Raw genomic sequence first — 19292 nt, 5'->3', positions numbered from 1 at the left:
GTTTTGGTATTGTCTCTATCTAGACTTAAGGTATGGCAAGGCGTATTGCCGGCTTTATCTTGATACTGGGCTGAGTCTTGTTTAGCAGTGGCGGTTAGGATGTAATGACTGGCGCTGGCGTCGCTGACTGCAAATACATAATGCGGATGGCTGGGAATAAACTGCGCTGCCGCCACAGTGTGGTTTGCATAAGTAGGATGTGATATTCGCCACTCTTCTTGCTGCAACTGTAAGGCATATAGTGTTTGAATCGCCTCTATGCGCTTACTGTTGACTAAATAGCGCGATAAACTGGGATAAGCCACTAGTGCCAAGATAGCGACTATTATCATGGCGATTAATAATTCGATAATAGAAAAACCTCGCACTTTTACCATGGCTTCACCTTGTTGAATGTTGGGCTATAGACCAAGCTTAGTGCTAAACAAGCAGAGTGTGCAGATCTTAAGTCTGTAAGGAGCCTAAATGGAACTTGGGCAGCGAGGATTCACCCTTATCGAGCTGATTATAGGTATTGCGATGGTGGCAATACTTTTATCTTTAGCTGTGCCTAGCTTGCAGCGTTTAGCGCAGCAGCACAGGGTGCGCAGTGCCGGTATGGCGCTTTATAGCGATCTTCAGCTCGCTCGCAGTGAAGCTATTAAACACAATTACGACATTACTGTCTGTTTTAGCGGTTCGGGCACCGCTGTATGGCGCTATCATATTAACGTGCTGGATCAGCCCTCAGATTGCAGTTCTAGTGTACTGCATGATATTCGCTTGATTGATAATAGTGACGACCTTTCCCTTGTGCTTAGCACCTCTTATACCGACGCTTATCTTATTTTTAAGCCGAGAAGAAATACGCTGTTTGCAGGTAATGTAACCCTAAGCCAGAATGGCCACAGTATCACGGTAAGAACGTGGAACAACGGCATCATTCGGACCTGCTCTAGTAGCCAGTTGCCGGGGGTGCCCACATGTTAAAGCGTGTTGCTGGTTTTTCGTTGGTAGAATTATTAGTGGCTATGGTGGCCGGATTACTGGTATTAGCGGGAGCCTTGTCACTCTTTACCACCGTATTGGCCACTGGCAGTACTAACCTGATGTTGTCGCGCCTTAATCAAGAGGTGCAAGGGGTGGCTGATCTGATCAGTCGAGATCTACAAAAAGCGGGCTATCATCCTCAAGCGGCTGCTGACTCTGCTGGGCATTATTTGTTTGTTGCAGCTGATGATATTTATAGTGAGCCTGGCCTGCATTGCCTTCGTGTGAAATATTGGGATGCCACTGAATCCTCAGGAAAAGAATCAAAAGTACATGTTTACAGCTATCATAGCACCTCGCAAAAGCTTACTTTATATACCAAGCTAACTGCCAATAACTCAGCCCCCTTACACACTTACTGTGGCCGCGGTGCCCAGTTAATCTCCAGTGCCGAAATTCACATCACGCAGTTATTGTTTACGCCTATTAGCCACGCCGGCGCGACCAGCATCAAGCTGCGCATTAGTGCGGCTTATGCCAAACGCCCTCATTTAACCATGACGTTAGAGCGTGATGTTTATCTTAGAAATGGAGGCGCATGATCGATGAATAAGAGCCGCGGGTTTACGACGCTGACCATAACGGTGATATTGCTGTCTCTGCTCATGTCAGTCTCTGTGTTTATTGGTAAAGTTCTGGTGTCTGAAAAGCGCATCACCTTAAACGAAATTGAATATCGCCTCGCACAAGCAACAGCCGAACAGGGTCTGGCTGAGGCCCTTGCTTTATTTAAGGTACAGCCCTCAACTCGTAGCATGGCTGGCACCGCCTCCAGTACGGTGGCCGAGGTGAACTATACGGTAAGCATTACCCCTAGCACTGCTTTGGCGGGAGTGTATCAGCTAGAATCTGTGGCCAGCTTGCCAAACGGGGGTGAAAGTCGGGTAAGCCTAAACGTGGCACGCCGCGCTGTGCTTCACCCCAATCAAAATAAAAAGGTTCCCCCTTTAATGTTAGCGGGGTCGAGTAACGATATTAATGGCGATATTCGCCTAATCGCTGATCCTCATGGAGGCGGGAGCGGTATACCTTTATCGCTGTGGTCGAGTACGAGTGTAAGTAGTAGTGGGCGCATACAAAGCTGTTATTTGAGTGACTTTGATGCACAGGCGAATCACTGTGTGTTTGAGTTAAGCCATATCAGCAACAGCAGCCAAGATATTAATGGGGATATGCAGTTAAGTGCTGCTAATTTTCCGGCTGACTTACTAGATTATATTTTTGGTTATGGCCAAGCGCAGTGGTCCAGCCTAATGGCCATGGCGATCTCATCTGTTGCTGGTTGTGAAGACATTAACCGCAGTGGTTTTTTTATTGTGCAACACGGTGGCACTTGTCAGCTTAACCAAGTCACGAGCTCGGCCGCATCGCCGGTGATCTTATTAGTGAAAGACACAGCGGTGATTGCAGCAACCAATACCCAGTTTTATGGTTTATTGGTGCTTTATGACAGTGACCCAAACAATAGTGATGTGATGACAGCACAGTTTGGCTCAGGCAGTCAGGTGTGGGGAAGTGTAGTCAGTCGTCTTGGCAATAATCAGCTAGCAGGGGATTTGTCCATTATTTATCACGCGGGTGTGCAGTGTTTGCTGAGTAATTGTAACCAAGAGCCAAGCAGCCCCTTCGTGAATTTATACACAATACCCGGCAGCTGGAGCGATCATTAATGACAGCGCCTAGCTTAAGGGCAGTGTTGAGGGATTAGTGTTTAGTGAAAAAAACAAGCGCCAAGTTAAGACCCAAACACTATTTCTGCCACGGAATGCACGGAACAAGGCGGAAAGGATTTTATTGGTAAAGCCTTAACTGAGCATCTTTCGATCTTATTTCATCTTAATTTTTCCGTGGTAAGAAAGTCTTTAGATGTTTATCAATCGCTGAGTGCTGACAGCTATCTTAGGGGGCTTTTATGAAGCAGCAAAGCGGGTTTGGTTTAATTGAAGTTATGATAGCGTTAGTGATCTTAGCCCTCACTGCGGGCTCTCTATTGCAGCTCAGTCAACAGTATTTATCATACAGCCGAGACGGGCGTGCTCGAGAAGTGGCGTTGCGCTTGGTGGAATCTAGATTAGACGAGCTCAGGCACCAGCAAGCGAGTCAAGGTTACAACAGCCTTGCCTCTGGCAGCGATATGCGCACGTTAATGGACATCAACTTTACGATTAACTGGACGGTGCAAGATCAAATGTGGAGCGCCACACAAGGTCTGTGGTTAGCCTCTGCCAGTGTTATAAGTGATAAAAAAGACGTAAGCGTGTCTCTTACTTGGCAAGACAGCCAAGGCGAATTGAACAGCATAACGCTTGCATCCGCTATCGCCCCCATCTCGGCCATTTATGCCGGCCCCTTCGGAGAGCGTTACCCCTTATAATTGCCAAAGCTTGAAAGATTAAAGACTTTATCACCGCAAAATCTGTGACAAACATAGATTTAAGGTTTACTGAGTTTGACGTGGTAATGTCCCTTTGCGCTAGCTGTTGCTGTTAATTTTTAATAGTATGCAGGTATCACCGTTTTAAGCGAATACATTCATGTCCTCACAGCAACCTTTGACTCTAACGCTGGCGCTGGCCCAGTTAAACCCAACCGTTGGTGCCATAGAAGCCAACACCCACACTATGCTGAGCGCCTTAGCCGATGCCGAACGCCAAGGTGCTGAGCTGGTGTTATTTCCGGAGCTGGCCATTACCGGCTATTCACCAGAGGATTTATTACACCGTGACGATTTACATCAACGAGTTAATTGTGCGCTAGAGCAGCTCGCTGTGGCGAGTACAAACACAGCGCTCGTGGTGGGGCATCCGTGGCGAGAAGCGGGGCACTGCTATAATGCGGCCTCTTTTTACTACCAAGGGCAGCTACTGGGGCGCTACTTTAAACAAATACTGCCTAACGATGGTGTGTTTGATGAACCGCGTTATTTTAGCGCGGGTGAGCAAGCTTGCGTGCTTGAGTTTAAAGGTCATCAGTTAGGGCTGTTGATTTGTGAAGACGTATGGCACCCCGGCCCCGCAGCCAAGGCTAAGGCGGCTGGCGCTGAATTATTGCTGTGTTTGAATGCCTCGCCTTATCATCAAGGGGTGGTTGAGCTACGAAAGCAACAACTGGTTCAGCGCTGTCGTGAAACTGAGTTGCCATTGGTTTATGTGAATCAGGTGGGCGGGCAAGATGAACTCGTGTTTGATGGTCGCTCTATGGTGTTTAACGCTCAAGGTGACATTACACACAGTGCCATTGCCTTTGAGTGTGCGCTTGATTTGGTCGAGTTTAAGCAGGCAGTTCCCCAGCTAGGCACTATTGCTGAGCCGTTAGCGCCGTTGGCCGATTTGTATCAGTCATTGGTGCTAGCTACCCGGGATTATGTGAATAAAAATGGTTTTAATGGCGCTGTACTGGGCTTGTCGGGAGGCATAGATTCAGCACTGGCTGTCGCTATTGCGGTTGATGCACTTGGCAAAGATAAGGTGCAGGCGGTCATGATGCCGTTTCGTTATACGGCCTCCATTAGCGTGGCAGATGCACAAGAAGAAGCTCAGCTTCTGGGGATTGAATATAATAGCGTCTCAATCGAACCTATGTTTGATGCTTTTATGGGCCAGCTAAGCCCCTTGTTTGGTAAAGAAGCCCCTCAGGCGGGGGACACCACAGAAGAAAACTTGCAAGCTCGAGCCCGAGGCGTGTTGCTGATGGCGTTGTCGAATAAACGTCGTCGCCTAGTATTAACCACCGGCAATAAAAGTGAACTGGCGGTAGGCTACTGTACTTTATATGGCGATATGGTCGGCGGCTTTGCGCCATTAAAAGATGTGTCTAAAACCTTGGTGTTTGCGTTATCGCGCTATCGTAATACCGTCAGTTATGTGATCCCAGAGCGGGTAATTGAGCGTCCCCCGTCAGCTGAGTTAGCCCCAGATCAACTCGATCAAGATAATCTGCCGCCTTATGATGTGCTAGATAAGATACTTGAAGCCTATGTTGAGCAAGATAAAAGTCTGAGTGACTTATTAGCGCTGGGCTTTAATGAGGCCGATGTACGCCGGGTGATAAAGTTGGTGGATATTAATGAATATAAACGCCGCCAAGGTGCATTGGGTCCTAAGGTGACAGTACGCAACTTTGGTAAAGACCGCCGTTATCCTGTGACTTCAGGTTTTGGAAAAGTAAATTGGTGAAAAACAGCGCCTAGCTAAGTCATTTTTTGTGCTAAAAGCGGGGCGCTGGGCGCTTTTTATCTTGCTTGACCTATCACATATATAAGGATTTATCGTGAAGAAAATTGAAGCCATTATTAAGCCGTTTAAACTAGATGACGTACGCGAAGCTTTAGCAGAGCGTGGCATTACCGGCATGACAGTGTCTGAAGTGAAAGGCTTTGGCCGTCAAAAAGGCCACACTGAATTATATCGTGGCGCCGAATACATGGTGGATTTCTTACCTAAAATAAAAATAGAAATAGTGGTGCAGCAGGACTTAGTGGAATCTTGTATCGAAGCCATTGAAATGACGGCGCGCACCGGAAAAATTGGTGACGGCAAGATATTTGTATTTGATGTGGGGCAGGTGATCCGTATTCGTACCGGCGAACAAAACGAAGATGCGGTTTAAGTGCAGCGCCGAGCACCAAGCGCCCAGCACCAATGCCTGCTAATCAGAGCTAGGCGGTGAGCTTAATAGAAACAGGGCTTGCTCTGAGCGTATAGTGTAACCTGGGTAAATTGACACTTATCGAACATCAATTGCCTTTTAAGCGCCTTTATTGTTGAATTACCTTGGCCATTACCCTTTTCTTTGTCACAATCGCTAAGACATCTAAATAGAGGAATAACCCAATGCCATTGTTAGACAGTTTTACCGTTGATCATACCCGTATGGAAGCACCGGCGGTGCGAGTAGCCAAAACCATGGCCACCCCTAACCAAGACACTATCACGGTATTTGATTTACGCTTCTGTCTGCCTAACCAAGAAATACTGTCGGAAAAAGGCATTCACACCTTAGAGCATCTGTTTGCGGGCTTTATGCGTGATCACCTCAACAGCGATGGCATAGAGATTATTGACCTGTCCCCTATGGGCTGTCGTACCGGCTTTTACATGAGCTTAATTGGGGCACCTAACGAGCAGCAAGTGGCGGATGCCTGGCAAAGCGCGATGCAAGATGTGCTTAACGTAGAGAGCCAGTCGCAGATCCCCGAGCTAAATGAATATCAATGTGGCACTTTTGTGATGCATTCGTTAGATGAAGCCAAAGCCATTGCCCGTAATATTGTGGAGCGAGGCATAGGCGTAAACAGCAATCAGGCGCTGGCGCTGCCAGAAGAGATGCTTAAATCTCTGTAATGAACAGCCACTTCCTGTTGTGACAAAAGCGCCCGGTTTAAGTAAGCACTGACTTAACCGGGCGCTTTGTCACTTGTTATTCTTATTCTTTAGATACTCTTTCCTTATTTCAGTGCGCAAATGGACTACTTTATGTCAGAACAACAAGATCCTTTCCTCAAGCGGGAAGCAGAAAAATACGAAAACCCAATTCCAAGCCGTGAATACATTCTGGAATTGATCAAAACTAAACAAAACCCCATCTCGCGTGATGAAATATTTAATGAATTACAACTAGACGGCGAAGAGCAAACTGAAGCTCTGCGCCGCCGGTTACGCGCCATGGAGCGAGACGGACAATTGGTGTTCACCCGCAACAAGTGCTACGCCTTGCCAGAAAAGCTCAACTTGATTAAAGGCCGTGTTATTGGCCACCGTGAAGGCTTTGGCTTTTTACGCCCAGAAGAAGGCGGCGACGATCTGTTTTTATCGCAGCGTGAAATGGACGCCCTCATGCATGGTGACCAAGCGCTGGTACAACCGTTGCGCTTTGATTCTAAAGGCCGACGCGAAGCTCGCGTAGTGCGGGTATTAGAGTCACGAGATTTAGAAGTGGTTGGCCGTTACTTTGTAGAAAATGGTGTCAGCTATGTAGTGCCAGATGACAGCCGCATTGCCCAAGATATTTTGATCCCTCAAGGCGAAACCCAAGGCGCACGCATGGGGCAGGTGGTCGTTATCCACATTACCCAGCGCCCCACTAAGCGCATGACAGGCGTAGGTAAAGTGGTAGAAGTGTTAGGTGAAACCATGGATCCGGGCATGGAAATTGAAATTGCCCTACGCACCCACGGTATTCCTCATGTGTGGCCAGAAGAGGTTAAGCAAGAAACCAGCTCATTGAGTGAAGAAGTGCCCGAAGAGGCTAAAGAAGGGCGCCGCGATTTGCGTGACCTACCACTATTAACCATTGATGGTGAAGATGCCCGTGACTTTGATGATGCGGTGCATTGTCAGGTTAACCCAGACGGTGGCTGGCATTTATGGGTAGCAATTGCCGATGTGTCTTACTATGTACGCCCAGGTACCGCATTAGACAATGAGGCTTATTTGCGCAGTAACTCTGTGTATTTCCCCGCGCAAGTGATCCCCATGTTGCCCGAAGTGCTGTCTAATGGCTTATGCTCGTTGAACCCGCAGGTTGACCGCTTGTGTATGGTGGCCGAGATGAATATCTCTGCCAGCGGTAAGTTATTAGATGCTGATTTTTATGAAGCAGTGATGAGCTCCCATGCGCGCTTAACCTACACTAAAGTTGCAGCAATTGTGGACGGCGACGAAGGGCTGCGCGAGCGTTATGCTCCCTTAGTACCGCATTTAGAAGCACTAAATAGCATGTACTATGCGATGAAGTCGGCTCGTCATCAGCGTGGTGCAGTTGAATTTGAAAGCGATGAAACGCAATTTATCTTTAATGCGCAGCGCAAAATTGAAAGTATAGTACCTGTAGTACGCAACGATGCTCATAAGATCATCGAAGAATGTATGATTGCCGCCAACGTTGCTGCCGCACGCTTTATTGAAAAGCAAGAAGCCCACGCCTTGTTCCGAGTACACGAAAAACCAGGTGATGAAAAACTAGTGGGCTTTCGTAGCTTCTTAGCAGAGCTAGGCTTAGAACTAAAAGGCGGTGAAGAGCCAGAGCCGTCAGACTATGCTTTACTGGCTGAGCAAATTAAAGACAGACCCGATGCCGGTTTAATTCAAACCATGTTGCTGCGCTCCATGAAGCAGGCGGTGTATCAGGCGGAAAATAATGGTCACTTTGGCTTAGCTTTAAAATCTTATGGGCATTTTACCTCTCCCATTCGTCGCTACCCCGACTTGATAATGCATCGCGCCATTAAAGCGCAGCTGTGCAAAATTGACGGTACGGGTAAAAGTAAAACCGGTGGTGTGCCTTATACCCTAGAAGAAGTCGCCCCTATGGGAGAGCACTGCTCGCAAAATGAGCGCCGTGCTGATGACGCAACTCGTGATGTGGCCGACTGGCTAAAATGCGAGTATATGCTGGATCATGTAGGTAATGAGTTTATGGGCACCATTGCCAATGTGACCGGCTTTGGCTTCTTTGTGCGCCTTGATGAGATTAATATCGATGGTTTGGTGCATATCTCTAGCTTACAAAACGACTACTATCAGTTTGATTCGGCACGCCAAACCCTGATTGGCGAGAACTTCCGCCGCCGTTATCGTTTAGGCGATAAGATCAAGGTGAAGGTAATGGCGGTCAATCTGGATGACAGTAAAATTGACTTTGAAACCGTTGAAGAGCCGCTACCTGCGGGTGCTAAAAGTGGCAAAGGGGCGAAAAACCTGAAGTCACGCCAGCGGGCTAAACCGAAAAGAAAGAATAAGCCTAAAGGTGCCAAACCGGCTGACCATAAAGGGGATAACAAACCCAAAGGGGCTAAAAAGCCACATTAATGGTTAGCGAATAATAAAGGGGTTAGTGGCTAGGGATTTATCTCTGACTGCTAGCCCCGTTTTTTCTTCTACATATTGAGACACGTTATGAGCAATGAACTCATTTTTGGTATTCACGCCCTAGATTCACTGTTAGAAACCCATCCCGAAAAAATACTGGAAGTCTGGTTACTCAAAGGCCGTGACGATGAACGCTTAAATGCCTTACAAGCCCGTTTATTAGCTGTAGGGGTTAAAGCCCAATTAGCCAGCCGCTCGGCTTTAGATAATAAGGCCAAGGGGGGCCAGCACCAAGGTGTGGTGGCCAAAGTACAAGCGGCGCCCATTTTGAATGAAGCCGATTTAGCCGCCTTACTTGATAAGCAAACCACACCTTTATTATTGGTGCTAGATGGCGTGACCGACCCACATAATTTGGGCGCTTGTTTACGCACCGCCGATGCGGCCGGTGTTCAGGGAGTGATTGTGCCTAAAGATAACTCGGCAGGCTTAACGCCGATTGTGCGTAAAGTAGCCAGTGGTGCCGCCGAAACTGTGCCGTTATTTCAGGTCACTAACTTAGCGCGCACACTTCGAGCGCTGCAAGAACGCAATATCTGGGTAGTGGGCACCGCAGGCGAAGCCGATCATAGCCTGTATCAATCTCAATTTAGCGGAGCCTTAGCACTGGTGATGGGCGCCGAGGGTAAAGGAATGCGTCGCTTAACCCGTGAGCATTGCGATGAATTAATCAGCATCCCTATGGCGGGGTCTGTGTCTAGCTTAAACGTGTCTGTTGCTACCGGTGTTTGCCTGTTTGAAATGATCCGCCAGCGCGGGTAAGAGTAAGTGCTGAGGGATTAGTGTTTAGTGGAAACCAGACCTAAACCTAAAACCTATCTGCAACGGAAGAACGCGGAAGCCACGGAAAAATAGCGATAAAATCTGAAAGGGGATTTTTTTTGGTAAGAGCGTAAGGGGGAGCAAAAACTATTCGCCGCTCGTAACAGAATTTGCGGCAATGAGTGAGTGTGTGGAGTTCTACCATTCAACACTTACTTTAAAGCCCTATATTTAGCTCTTTACCTTTAAATAAGTCTTCGCACTTATCTTATCTTGATTTTTCCGTGGGTTTCGTGGATTCCGTTGCAAAAATATTGGGCCTTGGGTTTTGTTTAGCTACCCATCACGATCAGGAAATAAACATGCAACAGTTAATGGCTCGGTTGGCGGCAGATCGGCAGATGTTGGCCATTTTATTACTGGTACTCGGTAATTTAATGATTTCGGTGGGTGATGTCTTAGTTAAGTTACTTGGAGATACCACAGTCACCCCCTATCAATATGTGGCACTGCGCTTTTTACTCACTAGCTTATTATTATTGCCCTTTTGGCTGCGGCTTCCTCGGGCCAAAAAAGGCTTGGCGGAGTGGAAAATACACCTAGTACGCGGCCACTTGTTATTAATAGGCTCAGCGTGTGTGTTTATTAGCTTAATTTATTTGCCCCTTGCTACAGCCAATGCGGTGTTTTATGCCTCTCCCTTAATGACATTGCCACTGGCGGTACTGTTAAGTAAAGAGCAAGTGCGATTAGCCGCCTATGGCGTGAGCTTATTAGGATTTGCAGGTATTTTAATTGTGCTAAACCCCGCCCAGTGGCATTGGGCGGGGTGGATTGCGCTGTTAACCGCCTTTACCATGGCCGCCAGTAATGTATTAGTTCGCCGCTTACCTCAAGGGCGGTCGGTGTTGGCCACTTTGTTTTTAACACAGGCCATGGCATTACCCATTAGTTTTGGTTTAGCTCTGCCCACTTGGCAGCCGCTAACCCAAGACTTGTGGTTGCTGTTAGGCGGGGCAACGCTGGTGGGCATTGTGTATCAGGGGGTGTGTATTTTGGCGTACACCATGGCCGATGCCAGCAAAATTGCTGCCAGCGAATACTCTGGTTTAATCTTTGTCACTATTATGGGCATGGTATTATTTAGCGAATTTCCCGCGCTTAACGTCTATCTTGGCGCCGCCGTGGTCATAGTCGCGATAGGCTTACAACGTAAATTGAAATAAATATAAAGCGCTAAGCACCAAGCGCCCAGCGCCAAGCTTAAGAAAAATATCGTCTTTCCGACGATGTCAGGGTTTTGTTTTAGCTAGGCGCTTGGTGCTGGGCGTAGGGCGCTATATTTTTAAGCTATCTTTTAAGGTGTTTATGTTTTATAATCCGCCACCTTAAAATCAGTCGTTGTACCTATTAAGTTCCTTGCCTCCGATGGTGTGACTGAGCCCACGCAGAGGCTATAACCCGTAAGGAGCAATCCATGCGTCATTATGAAATCGTATTTATGGTTCACCCTGATCAGAGTGAACAAGTTCCAGGCATGATTGAGCGTTATACCGCTGCAATCACTACTTCTGGTGGTCAAGTTCACCGTCTAGAAGACTGGGGCCGTCGTCAGTTGGCTTACCCGATTAACAAGCTGCACAAAGCACACTACGTTCTAATGAACGTAGAAGCTGGTCAAGCTGTTATCGATGAGCTGGAAGACAACTTCCGCTTCAACGATGCTGTGCTGCGTAACATGATTATGCGCACCAAGCAGGCCGTCACCGAGCCTTCTGAAATGGCAAAAGCCAAAGAAGAACGCGCACCACGTCGTGACGACGCTCCTCGCGCAGAAGCTGCTCCACGTGCAGAAGCTGCACCTAGCGCAGACACTGCTGCTGAGTAATCCACGTTTTAGCTAAGGAAGATAATCATGGCACGTTTTTTTCGTCGTCGTAAATTTTGTCGTTTCACCGCTGACGGTGTAACTGAGATTGATTACAAAGACATCGCAACCCTGAAGAACTATGTTACCGAGTCCGGTAAAATTGTACCTAGCCGTATCACTGGTACCCGCGCTAAATATCAGCGTCAGTTGGCTCGTGCAATCAAGCGCGCTCGTTACCTGGCTCTGCTGCCTTATACCGATCTGCATAAGTAAGCAGCGGCCTAACTCGTTCACTTTTTTGAGGAAAGGTAATGCAAGTTATTCTACTTGATAAAATCGCCAAATTAGGCGGCCTGGGCGACCAGGTAACCGTAAAAGCCGGTTATGCTCGTAACTTTTTGCTGCCACAAGGCAAAGCAGTATTAGCAACCAAAGACAACGTAGCTACGTTTGAAGCGCGTCGCGCTGAATTAGAAGCTAAGTTAAACGAACAGTTGGCCGCCGCTCAAGCGCGCGCCGACCAGTTATCTGGTTTAGCTGGCGTAGAAATCGCCTCTAAGTCTGGTGACGAAGGTAAATTGTTCGGCTCTATCGGTGCCCGTGACATTGCTGACGCTATCACAGCAGCGGGTGTTGAAGTTGCTAAGAGTGAAGTACGTCTAACCGACGGCGTTCTACGCAACGTTGGCGAGTATGAAGTGGGTGTGCAACTGCACGCCGACGTACAAGCAACCGTGACTATTCAGGTTGTTGCTATCTAATTTAGATTGCTCGTTAGAAAAACCCGCGCTTGTCGCGGGTTTTTTATTGCCTGCAATAAGGCTACAGTAGGGCAATGGTCAACTGGCCTTAATGGAGGTGTCGCTATGGCGAATTGGGTTAGTGGTACAGTGAAAAGCCGAACGCAGTGGTCGGATACGCTATTTTCTTTGGTTGTGGATGCCGAGGTAGCGCCTTTTAAAGCGGGACAGTTTACCAAGCTGGCTTGGCACACCGACGAGGGCAAAGTATCGCGAGCATATTCTTATGTAAATGCCCCAGGAGCAGACAGCGAGTTTTATGTGGTGACCATACCTGGCGGTCAGCTCACACCGCACTTAGCAAATTTACAGGCGGGTGACGAGCTACTGGTTGAGCACTCGGCAGCCGGCTTTTTAACGCTCGATGAAGTGCCAGCAGGGCGAGATTTATGGTTAATGGCCACCGGCACCGGTATTGGGCCTTTTATTTCTATGTTGGCTGAGGGCAGCTGCTGGCAGCAGTTTACTAATATCGTATTAGTGCATGGTGTACGGCTACATGAGGAGCTGGCCTACCAAGAACGCATTCGCAATTTAACGCACCATCAGCCGAACTTTCAGTATATTCCCTTTGTCTCAAGAGAAGTGAGCTCTCATGCCGAGCCTGGGCGAATTACCCATGCCATCGCCAACAACAAGCTTGAGCAAAGAGCTGGTCTTACTTTTTGCCCCGAACACAGCCGGGTGTTGCTCTGTGGCAATCCGCAAATGGTGCGAGACAGCTTAAATGAGCTAAAAGAAAAAGGCTTAAAGAAACACTTAAGACGAAAAACCGGCCAAATTTTAATGGAAAATTATTGGTGAAGAGATAGCCGTCAGGTGAGTAACGGCTGCCAGTTATGGCTTAACGCGTAACCAAGATCATCAGACTCAAAAAAGCAGCCAGTCCCCAGCCCAGCCCGATAATCCAATAAAATACCCGGGCACCCTGTTTAATGGGAATTTGGTAATAGCGTAAAAAGACATACCAACATAAGGCTGGCAGCAAAGGTAATAAAAACAGTCGGGACATGGTAATCAGCCTCTACTTAACATCTGTTAGCGAATACGATAATTGATAAACCATAACGTATTTTATGCTTGGCCAACAGTCACGCCAAGCAAGACGCGGTATGCTTAATAAACAATTGAGTCCATACTGTAGCATGCTGAGCTAATTATACTGGCTTGCGCCATTTTATAACGCTGCGAGCGGAGCGCTCGCTGATTGTAAAGCGATAAGGAGTATCAGATGAAACACTTGGTGATTAAGGCATTTGGTGATGCCGATCAGTTGCTATTAACCGAATCAACAGTAAGTGCCATGGCAAGCAATGAAGTGCGTGTCAAAGTCGAGTACGCAGGCGTTAATCCCGTGGATGCTAAAACACGAGCCGGTTTAGGTTGGGGGGCTGAGGCCATTAAAGACCAGCTTCCTTGGACACCGGGCCTTGAAATCATGGGCATAGTAGAAGAAACGGGTTCTGAGGTCAGCATTCACCATGCAGGTGATCGGGTGTGCGGCTTATTGGCAGGGGGAGGCTACAGTGAAGTGGTAGTCGCACCGGCAAATGCGTTATTGCGAGTGCCCAGAGCCGTGAGTAATGAAATGGCCGCCGGTGTCTCTTTAGCAGGGATCACAGCATTGCAAGCCTTAACGGAGCACGGTGGCTTACAGGCAAACGAGCGTGTGCTTATTTCTGCCGCCGCCGGTGGCGTTGGGCATTTAGCCGTACAATTAGCTAAAGACATAGGTGCCACTGTGGTGGCGCTAGCTTCCCCTAATAACCATGATTTTTTACGTGAATTAGGGGCAGACGAAGTTGTTGATTATCAAGAGGCTGCGCAATTAGCCGCACTGGCTCCTGTCGATTTATTGATTGATCTGGTCGGCGGCGACTCGGGACTTTCGTTATTATCGCAACTGAAGCCGAGTGGGCGCGTGGTAACAGTACCCACCATTACTGCCGAGCAAGTGGTGGCGGCGGCTAAGGCGGCAGGCTTAACCGCCACCGGCATGCTTAAACATAATGATGTTCAGCAATTATCTCTATTACTGGATGCGGTTGCCGAGCAGCGACTGCATGTAGAGGTGAGCCATGTGTATCCACTGGCCGAAGGGGCCAAGGCGCATCGCCAAGTGGAAACGGGCCACACCCGAGGTAAAATACTGCTTAAAAACTAAGCTGTTTATATAAGGAAACCCCATGAAGTTGAAGACTTGGTCTCTGTTGCTCTTGTTGTGTCCGCCATTAGTCAGCGCCGCTCCTACCTTAGTCAAGCAAGTAGAGCGCGCGCAAGACGGCTTAGTGATCCCTTATCAAGAGTATCAACTCGATAACGGCCTGACTTTGCTGCTTAATACCGACCAGTCAGATCCTGTGGTGCATGTTGAAATGACTTACCATGTGGGATCTGCGCGTGAAGAGCCAGAGCAAACTGGCTTTGCCCACTTCTTTGAGCACATGATGTTTCAAGGCTCTAAGCATGTGGGGGATCAAGAGCATTTTCGTTTGATCAACGAAGCCGGTGGTACCATGAACGGTTCCACCAATCGAGACCGCACCAACTATTATCAAACCGTGCCGGCTAACCATTTAGAAAAAGTTCTTTGGTTAGAAGCGGATCGCATGGGGTTTTTATTAGAAGCCGTGAGCCAACACAAATTTGAAATTCAGCGCGATACTGTTAAAAACGAGCGCAGTCAACGCATTGATAACCAGCCCTACGGCCTAGTGGGTGAGCGCATGGGAGAATTACTCTATCCCCGTGACCATCCTTATAGCTGGCAACCCATTGGCTATGTTGAAGATTTAGATCGGGTGAATGTTGAACATCTAAAAGCCTTTTTTAAACGCTGGTATGGTCCTAATAATGCCACTTTAGTGATCAGTGGTGACTTTGACACCGAACAAACATTGGCGTGGGTTGAAAAGTACTTTGGCTCTATTCCTGCTGGACCCGAGGTGAAATCAGCCACTCCCCAACCGGCTCAGCTAGATGACAGTCGCTATCAAACCTTGGTTGATTCACGCATTCGCATGCCGATGTTGTATGTGTCGTATCCGACCGTATGGTTAGGCCATAAAGACGAAGCGGCATTAGATGTGCTGGCCAATGTACTGGGCGGTGGAAAAAGCTCGCTCTTGTATCAAGAACTCGTTGAAACCGGTAAGGCGGTGAGTGCCGGCGCCAATCATTATTGTGCTGAGTTGGCCTGTACTCTTAGCGTATGGGCGTATAGCAACCCCTCTGAAGGCGGCGCATTAACCCCTCTTAAAACCGAGGTAGACCGCATTGTAGCTGAACTTGCCCAGCGCGGCATTAACGACAGCGATGTACAAAAAGCGGTGACCGAGCTGCGTGCCAACCTTATTTTAGGGTTAGATAGCACTCAGGGTAAGGCACGACAGTTAGCTTTGGGGAAAGTATTAAAAGACGATCCGCTGTTTTCGATTAATGCTTGGCGGGCGCTGGCGACCACCACACCGTCACAGGTAACCAATGTGTATCAGCAGTATCTGCAAGACAAGCCCGCTGCAATATTAAGTGTGGTGCCAACGGATAAAACCGACTGGCAAGCCGCTGAACCCAACTATATCACCCCAGCGCGAGAGCTACCGAGTGATGATGAAAAAATAGTGGCCAATTTGCCTGAGCGGCAAATTCAAGATGACTTTGATCGCAGTATCATGCCTAACGCAGGGGCGCCTGTCACCATTAAGGTACCGCCGTTGTGGCAAGATTCGCTTGGCAATAATATTCAGCTGCAAGGCATTGTGAACGATGAAATTCCCGCCGTGTCTATTATTGTGGCACTGCCGGGGGGGCAGCGCAGTGAGCAGCCAGAAAATATCGGTGTGGCGAGCTTAACGGCGGCCATGATGAATCAGGGCACAGAGCGTTTAACCTCTGGTGAATTTAGTGAAGCCTTAGAAAAGCTGGGTGCCAGCGTGAGTGTGAGCCAAGGCTTTTATACCAATGTCATGAAAATTACCACCCTCACCGAGACCTTAACACCGACTTTAGAGTTAGTAGAAGAGCTGCTATTTACTCCTGGATTTCGTGAGCAAGACTTTAAAAAAGTTAAAACACGCACCTTAGAGTCAATGGCGCAAAGCCGTCATCAACCCTCTTGGCTAGCGCAACAGGCCTTTCGACAATTAATGTATGGCCAAACACGCATGGGGCTGCCCGATGAAGGGCAAGCCGAGCAAGTAGCCGATATTACCCTTGAGCAAGTGCGAGCCTATTATAAGCAGTACTATAATCCGGCCAATGGCCATGTGTTAATTGCCGGTGACATCAGTGCAGCCCAAGCCAAAAAGGACTTTGCTTTTTTAACGCAGTGGCAAGAAGACGCCCCCAAGGTGCCCGCTGTTGAGGTGCAGCCTCAACCTGCTAAGCCCGGCATTTATATCGTCGATATGCCCGATGCTGTGCAGTCGGTATTAAGAGTGGGGCAGCGAGCCTTACCCAGAGACGCCACTGGGTCTTTCTTTTATGCTAATTTGATGAACTTTAACTTAGGCGGTAATTTTAATAGCCGTATCAACCAAAATTTGCGAGAAGATAAAGGCTACACCTACGGTGCGCATTCTTACTTTACGGGTAATCGTGATGCTGGGGTGTTTTTAGTGGCCACAGACGTGCGTGCAGATGTGACGAGCGAAGCGATTGAGAATATACTGCATGAGTTTACGCAGCTGCAAAAGCAGGGGCCAACAGCAAAAGAGCTGGCTTATTTGCGCAGCAGCTATTCGCAGCAAGATGCGCTAGCCTACGAAACACTCAGTAACAAAGCCGGCTTTTTGTTGCAATTGGCCATGATGGAATTGTCACCAGACTACTTGGCACAACAGCAAGAGATTGTCAGTAAAGTGGACGCTGGCACCTTAACCAAGCTTGCTCAGCAGTGGCTTGATCCCAGCGACATGGTGATAGTGGTGGTGGGTGATAAAGCCAAACTTGAAAAGTCACTGTCTAAGCTCCACTTACCCCTATACGACTTTACCCTTGAATAACGAGGCCAGACTGTCCGCTTAGCGACATATTGAGCAATAAGCGGTAAAAGGTAACTAATAATGACGAATAGCACACTAACACTGGCCGAACGCATTCAAGCTTGGCATCAGCCCCAAAGTCTGCCTGCCATCAAGGGGATCCGTCGGGGTATTGAGCGTGAAAGTTTACGCATTCAACCCGATGGCAATTTGGCACAAACTGAACACCCTGCCTCTTTGGGGGCAGCCATGACCCACAGTAATATCACCACTGACTTTTCTGAGTCACAAATGGAGTTTATTACACCTGTGTCTGACTCTGTGGATATATTGCTGGCGCAATTAGGCGATATTCACGGTTACGTCATGCGCCATTTAGGTGACGAGCAGCTGTGGCCGTTAAGCATGCCGTGTTTATTAAAGGGCGGAGAGCAACAGATCCCACTGGCACAATACGGACAGTCTAATGTAGGGCGCATGAAAACCTTATACCGCCAAGGCTTACATCACAGATACGGCAGCCGAATGCAGGTAATTTCGGGGGTGCACTTTAATTTCTCCATGCCAGACAGCTTTTGGAGTGAGTGGCATCGCCAAGAGGGCGGCAACACCCTATTGCAAGATTTTGTGTCTGAGCAGTACATGGGGCTGGCTCGCAATGTGTATCGTTTTGGTTGGTTAATTCCTTATTTATTTGGCGCATCGCCGGCCTTATGTGGTTCTTTTTTAAACGGTACTGAGCATAAACTGCCCTTTGAACGTTTAGGTAAAGGCACACTATATTTACCCTATGCCACCTCGTTGCGCCTATCCGATTTAGGGTATACCAATAGCTCGCAAGCTGATCTTAATATTTCTTTAGATAGCCTAGAGAAGTATGTAGCGTCATTACGTAAAGCCATTGGCACCCATGACCCTGAGTTTGCCAAGATTGGTGTTAAGGTAGATGGCGAGTATCGGCAGTTAAATGATAATGTGCTGCAAATAGAAAATGAGCTCTATGCACCTATCCGCCCCAAACGTACGGCAGACAGTGGTGAAAAACCTACAGATGCGCTTAACACGCGCGGCATCGAGTATATAGAACTGCGTTCAGTGGATGTTAATCCTTATGCCGCCGTGGGCATAGATTCCACCCAAGTGCGCTTTCTTGATACCTTTTTACTATGGTGCTTGCTGACTCCATCAGCGCCGCTCACTGAAGCTGAAAATAACCTTAACCGCCGCAATTTTAATAAAGTGGTATTAGAGGGGCGTAAACCCGGTCTTGAGTTAGAGGTATTTGGCGAAGCGTCTATGTCACTCACCGACTTAGGCGAGCGCTATTTTGCGGAGCTAAAAGAGGTGGCAGACTTACTAGATGCTTGCTGTGGTAAAGGCTGTTATGGCAAGGCGCATCAAGCGCATCTCGCTGCCATTAAAGATCCAACCAAGACTTTATCTGCTAAATTATTGGCAGATCTTAAAGCGCAAGATAAAGACATACTGCCCTTTGGCTTAGCTTTATCGAAGCACTACCACGATCAACTGCTAACGAGTCGTCCTTTATATTGGGAAGACAGCTATTTTGACAAAGAGGGCTGTCGTTCAATTGCACGTCAGCACAAAGTAGAACAATCGGAAAGCGTCGACTTCGACACCTTCCTAACAGACTACTTCGCGACAGTTTAAGCCTAAAACCTCTATCTGCCACGGAATACACGGAACAACACGGAAAAGGGAGTGTTAATGGTAAGGGCTAAAACTCGACACGGCTGTAGAGGCCATGTTAGCTGGCCAGTTTTACTTGACCACTACAATTGCGTGGCAGACATAGGCTTATTAACCAGAGAACATAATGAATCAAGACCCCCCATCACAGCCGGCTCCCTTGCGTGAGAATGAAGATTACTATATTGAAAACGGCAACTGGGTTTTTACCGCAAAATATCACCTAGATCGTGGCTACTGTTGCGGTAATGGCTGTCGGCATTGCCCTTAC

The 19292-nt window shown here is 48.0% G+C and carries 20 protein-coding genes; 18 read left to right on the top strand and 2 right to left on the bottom strand.

Annotated features, from left to right (window positions below; all coding sequences use genetic code 11):
• Positions 1-377, bottom strand: a 377-nt coding sequence (locus tag ACTHY5_RS05940) for a type IV pilin protein (protein ID WP_441877727.1), incomplete at its 3' end; no start/stop codon positions are given.
• An 88-nt stretch (positions 378-465) separates the two neighbouring features.
• Between ACTHY5_RS05940 and ACTHY5_RS05935 the strand changes: the two genes are divergently transcribed.
• The 14 genes from ACTHY5_RS05935 (at position 466) to ACTHY5_RS05870 (ending at position 13133) form a co-directional block, all read left to right on the top strand.
• Positions 466-969: a GspH/FimT family pseudopilin gene (locus tag ACTHY5_RS05935; protein WP_441877725.1), complete on the top strand. Its 504-nt coding sequence runs from the start codon at positions 466-468 to the stop codon at positions 967-969.
• Entirely contained in the window at positions 963-1571 is a 609-nt protein-coding gene (locus tag ACTHY5_RS05930; protein WP_441877724.1) for a prepilin-type N-terminal cleavage/methylation domain-containing protein, read from the top strand. The genes ACTHY5_RS05935 and ACTHY5_RS05930 overlap by 7 nt, the downstream gene beginning before the upstream one ends.
• A gap of 3 nt (positions 1572-1574) precedes the next feature.
• Positions 1575-2699 carry a hypothetical protein gene (locus ACTHY5_RS05925; RefSeq protein ID WP_441877722.1) on the top strand — a complete coding sequence of 375 codons (1125 nt, stop codon included), beginning with the start codon at positions 1575-1577 and terminating at the stop codon, positions 2697-2699.
• Positions 2700-2941: 242 nt separating this feature from the next.
• The gene (locus ACTHY5_RS05920; RefSeq protein WP_441877721.1) at positions 2942-3403 is read left to right on the top strand and encodes a type IV pilus modification PilV family protein; all 462 of its coding nucleotides are present in this window, start codon (positions 2942-2944) and stop codon (positions 3401-3403) included.
• 160 nt (positions 3404-3563) lie between these two features.
• The gene (locus tag ACTHY5_RS05915; protein ID WP_441877720.1) at positions 3564-5204 is read left to right on the top strand and encodes an NAD+ synthase; all 1641 of its coding nucleotides are present in this window, start codon (positions 3564-3566) and stop codon (positions 5202-5204) included.
• Between the two features lie 94 nt (positions 5205-5298).
• Positions 5299-5637 carry a nitrogen regulatory protein P-II gene (glnB, locus tag ACTHY5_RS05910; protein WP_441877718.1) on the top strand — a complete coding sequence of 113 codons (339 nt, stop codon included), beginning with the start codon at positions 5299-5301 and terminating at the stop codon, positions 5635-5637.
• A gap of 224 nt (positions 5638-5861) precedes the next feature.
• Entirely contained in the window at positions 5862-6371 is a 510-nt protein-coding gene (gene luxS, locus ACTHY5_RS05905) for an S-ribosylhomocysteine lyase (protein ID WP_441877716.1), read from the top strand.
• 132 nt (positions 6372-6503) lie between these two features.
• The gene (rnr, locus tag ACTHY5_RS05900) at positions 6504-8837 is read left to right on the top strand and encodes a ribonuclease R (RefSeq protein WP_441877714.1); all 2334 of its coding nucleotides are present in this window, start codon (positions 6504-6506) and stop codon (positions 8835-8837) included.
• A gap of 87 nt (positions 8838-8924) precedes the next feature.
• Positions 8925-9659, top strand: coding sequence for a 23S rRNA (guanosine(2251)-2'-O)-methyltransferase RlmB (rlmB, locus tag ACTHY5_RS05895; RefSeq protein WP_441877712.1), 735 nt, complete (start codon positions 8925-8927; stop codon positions 9657-9659).
• 362 nt (positions 9660-10021) lie between these two features.
• On the top strand, positions 10022-10885 hold the full coding sequence (locus tag ACTHY5_RS05890) for a DMT family transporter (RefSeq protein WP_441877710.1): 864 nt from the start codon (positions 10022-10024) through the stop codon (positions 10883-10885).
• Positions 10886-11136: 251 nt separating this feature from the next.
• Positions 11137-11547, top strand: a complete 411-nt coding sequence (rpsF, locus tag ACTHY5_RS05885) for a 30S ribosomal protein S6 (protein ID WP_208005193.1) — start codon at positions 11137-11139, stop codon at positions 11545-11547.
• Positions 11548-11574: 27 nt separating this feature from the next.
• Positions 11575-11802 (top strand): 30S ribosomal protein S18, encoded by a 228-nt coding sequence (gene rpsR / locus ACTHY5_RS05880; protein WP_071472440.1) that lies wholly within the window; start codon positions 11575-11577, stop codon positions 11800-11802.
• Between the two features lie 38 nt (positions 11803-11840).
• Positions 11841-12290 carry a 50S ribosomal protein L9 gene (gene rplI / locus ACTHY5_RS05875; RefSeq protein WP_441877708.1) on the top strand — a complete coding sequence of 150 codons (450 nt, stop codon included), beginning with the start codon at positions 11841-11843 and terminating at the stop codon, positions 12288-12290.
• A 105-nt stretch (positions 12291-12395) separates the two neighbouring features.
• Entirely contained in the window at positions 12396-13133 is a 738-nt protein-coding gene (locus ACTHY5_RS05870) for a ferredoxin--NADP reductase (RefSeq protein ID WP_441877706.1), read from the top strand.
• Positions 13134-13173: 40 nt separating this feature from the next.
• On the opposite strand, the gene ACTHY5_RS05865 is transcribed toward ACTHY5_RS05870, so the two are convergent.
• Positions 13174-13341: a hypothetical protein gene (locus ACTHY5_RS05865; RefSeq protein ID WP_441877704.1), complete on the bottom strand. Its 168-nt coding sequence runs from the start codon at positions 13339-13341 to the stop codon at positions 13174-13176.
• Positions 13342-13560: 219 nt separating this feature from the next.
• Between ACTHY5_RS05865 and ACTHY5_RS05860 the strand changes: the two genes are divergently transcribed.
• The 4 genes from ACTHY5_RS05860 to ACTHY5_RS05845 form a co-directional block, all read left to right on the top strand.
• Entirely contained in the window at positions 13561-14493 is a 933-nt protein-coding gene (locus ACTHY5_RS05860) for an NADP-dependent oxidoreductase (protein WP_441877702.1), read from the top strand.
• Positions 14494-14515: 22 nt separating this feature from the next.
• On the top strand, positions 14516-17332 hold the full coding sequence (locus ACTHY5_RS05855) for a M16 family metallopeptidase (RefSeq protein WP_441877700.1): 2817 nt from the start codon (positions 14516-14518) through the stop codon (positions 17330-17332).
• 60 nt (positions 17333-17392) lie between these two features.
• The gene (gene gshA / locus ACTHY5_RS05850; protein ID WP_441877698.1) at positions 17393-18982 is read left to right on the top strand and encodes a glutamate--cysteine ligase; all 1590 of its coding nucleotides are present in this window, start codon (positions 17393-17395) and stop codon (positions 18980-18982) included.
• A 166-nt stretch (positions 18983-19148) separates the two neighbouring features.
• Positions 19149-19292 (top strand): DUF5522 domain-containing protein (locus ACTHY5_RS05845; RefSeq protein WP_441877729.1); only part of this gene is annotated, 144 nt, incomplete at its 3' end.

Origin of the sequence: Oceanisphaera sp. (assembly GCF_052084945.1) — a bacterium.
GTDB lineage: Bacteria > Pseudomonadota > Gammaproteobacteria > Enterobacterales > Aeromonadaceae > Oceanimonas.
Note: the sequence above shows the minus strand (reverse complement) of the source record. Positions and strands in the feature narration are given on the sequence as shown.

Coding starts and splice junctions, on each gene's coding strand:
- ACTHY5_RS05890 (WP_441877710.1), top strand. CDS start 10,022: ATGCAACAGTTAATGGCTCGGTTGGCGGCAGATCGGCAGATGTTGGCC.
- rplI (WP_441877708.1), top strand. CDS start 11,841: ATGCAAGTTATTCTACTTGATAAAATCGCCAAATTAGGCGGCCTGGGC.
- ACTHY5_RS05930 (WP_441877724.1), top strand. CDS start 963: ATGTTAAAGCGTGTTGCTGGTTTTTCGTTGGTAGAATTATTAGTGGCT.
- ACTHY5_RS05935 (WP_441877725.1), top strand. CDS start 466: ATGGAACTTGGGCAGCGAGGATTCACCCTTATCGAGCTGATTATAGGT.
- ACTHY5_RS05920 (WP_441877721.1), top strand. CDS start 2,942: ATGAAGCAGCAAAGCGGGTTTGGTTTAATTGAAGTTATGATAGCGTTA.
- rpsF (WP_208005193.1), top strand. CDS start 11,137: ATGCGTCATTATGAAATCGTATTTATGGTTCACCCTGATCAGAGTGAA.
- ACTHY5_RS05865 (WP_441877704.1), bottom strand. CDS start 13,341: ATGTCCCGACTGTTTTTATTACCTTTGCTGCCAGCCTTATGTTGGTAT.
- luxS (WP_441877716.1), top strand. CDS start 5,862: ATGCCATTGTTAGACAGTTTTACCGTTGATCATACCCGTATGGAAGCA.
- ACTHY5_RS05925 (WP_441877722.1), top strand. CDS start 1,575: ATGAATAAGAGCCGCGGGTTTACGACGCTGACCATAACGGTGATATTG.
- ACTHY5_RS05855 (WP_441877700.1), top strand. CDS start 14,516: ATGAAGTTGAAGACTTGGTCTCTGTTGCTCTTGTTGTGTCCGCCATTA.
- gshA (WP_441877698.1), top strand. CDS start 17,393: ATGACGAATAGCACACTAACACTGGCCGAACGCATTCAAGCTTGGCAT.
- ACTHY5_RS05915 (WP_441877720.1), top strand. CDS start 3,564: ATGTCCTCACAGCAACCTTTGACTCTAACGCTGGCGCTGGCCCAGTTA.
- rpsR (WP_071472440.1), top strand. CDS start 11,575: ATGGCACGTTTTTTTCGTCGTCGTAAATTTTGTCGTTTCACCGCTGAC.
- rnr (WP_441877714.1), top strand. CDS start 6,504: ATGTCAGAACAACAAGATCCTTTCCTCAAGCGGGAAGCAGAAAAATAC.
- rlmB (WP_441877712.1), top strand. CDS start 8,925: ATGAGCAATGAACTCATTTTTGGTATTCACGCCCTAGATTCACTGTTA.
- ACTHY5_RS05870 (WP_441877706.1), top strand. CDS start 12,396: ATGGCGAATTGGGTTAGTGGTACAGTGAAAAGCCGAACGCAGTGGTCG.
- ACTHY5_RS05860 (WP_441877702.1), top strand. CDS start 13,561: ATGAAACACTTGGTGATTAAGGCATTTGGTGATGCCGATCAGTTGCTA.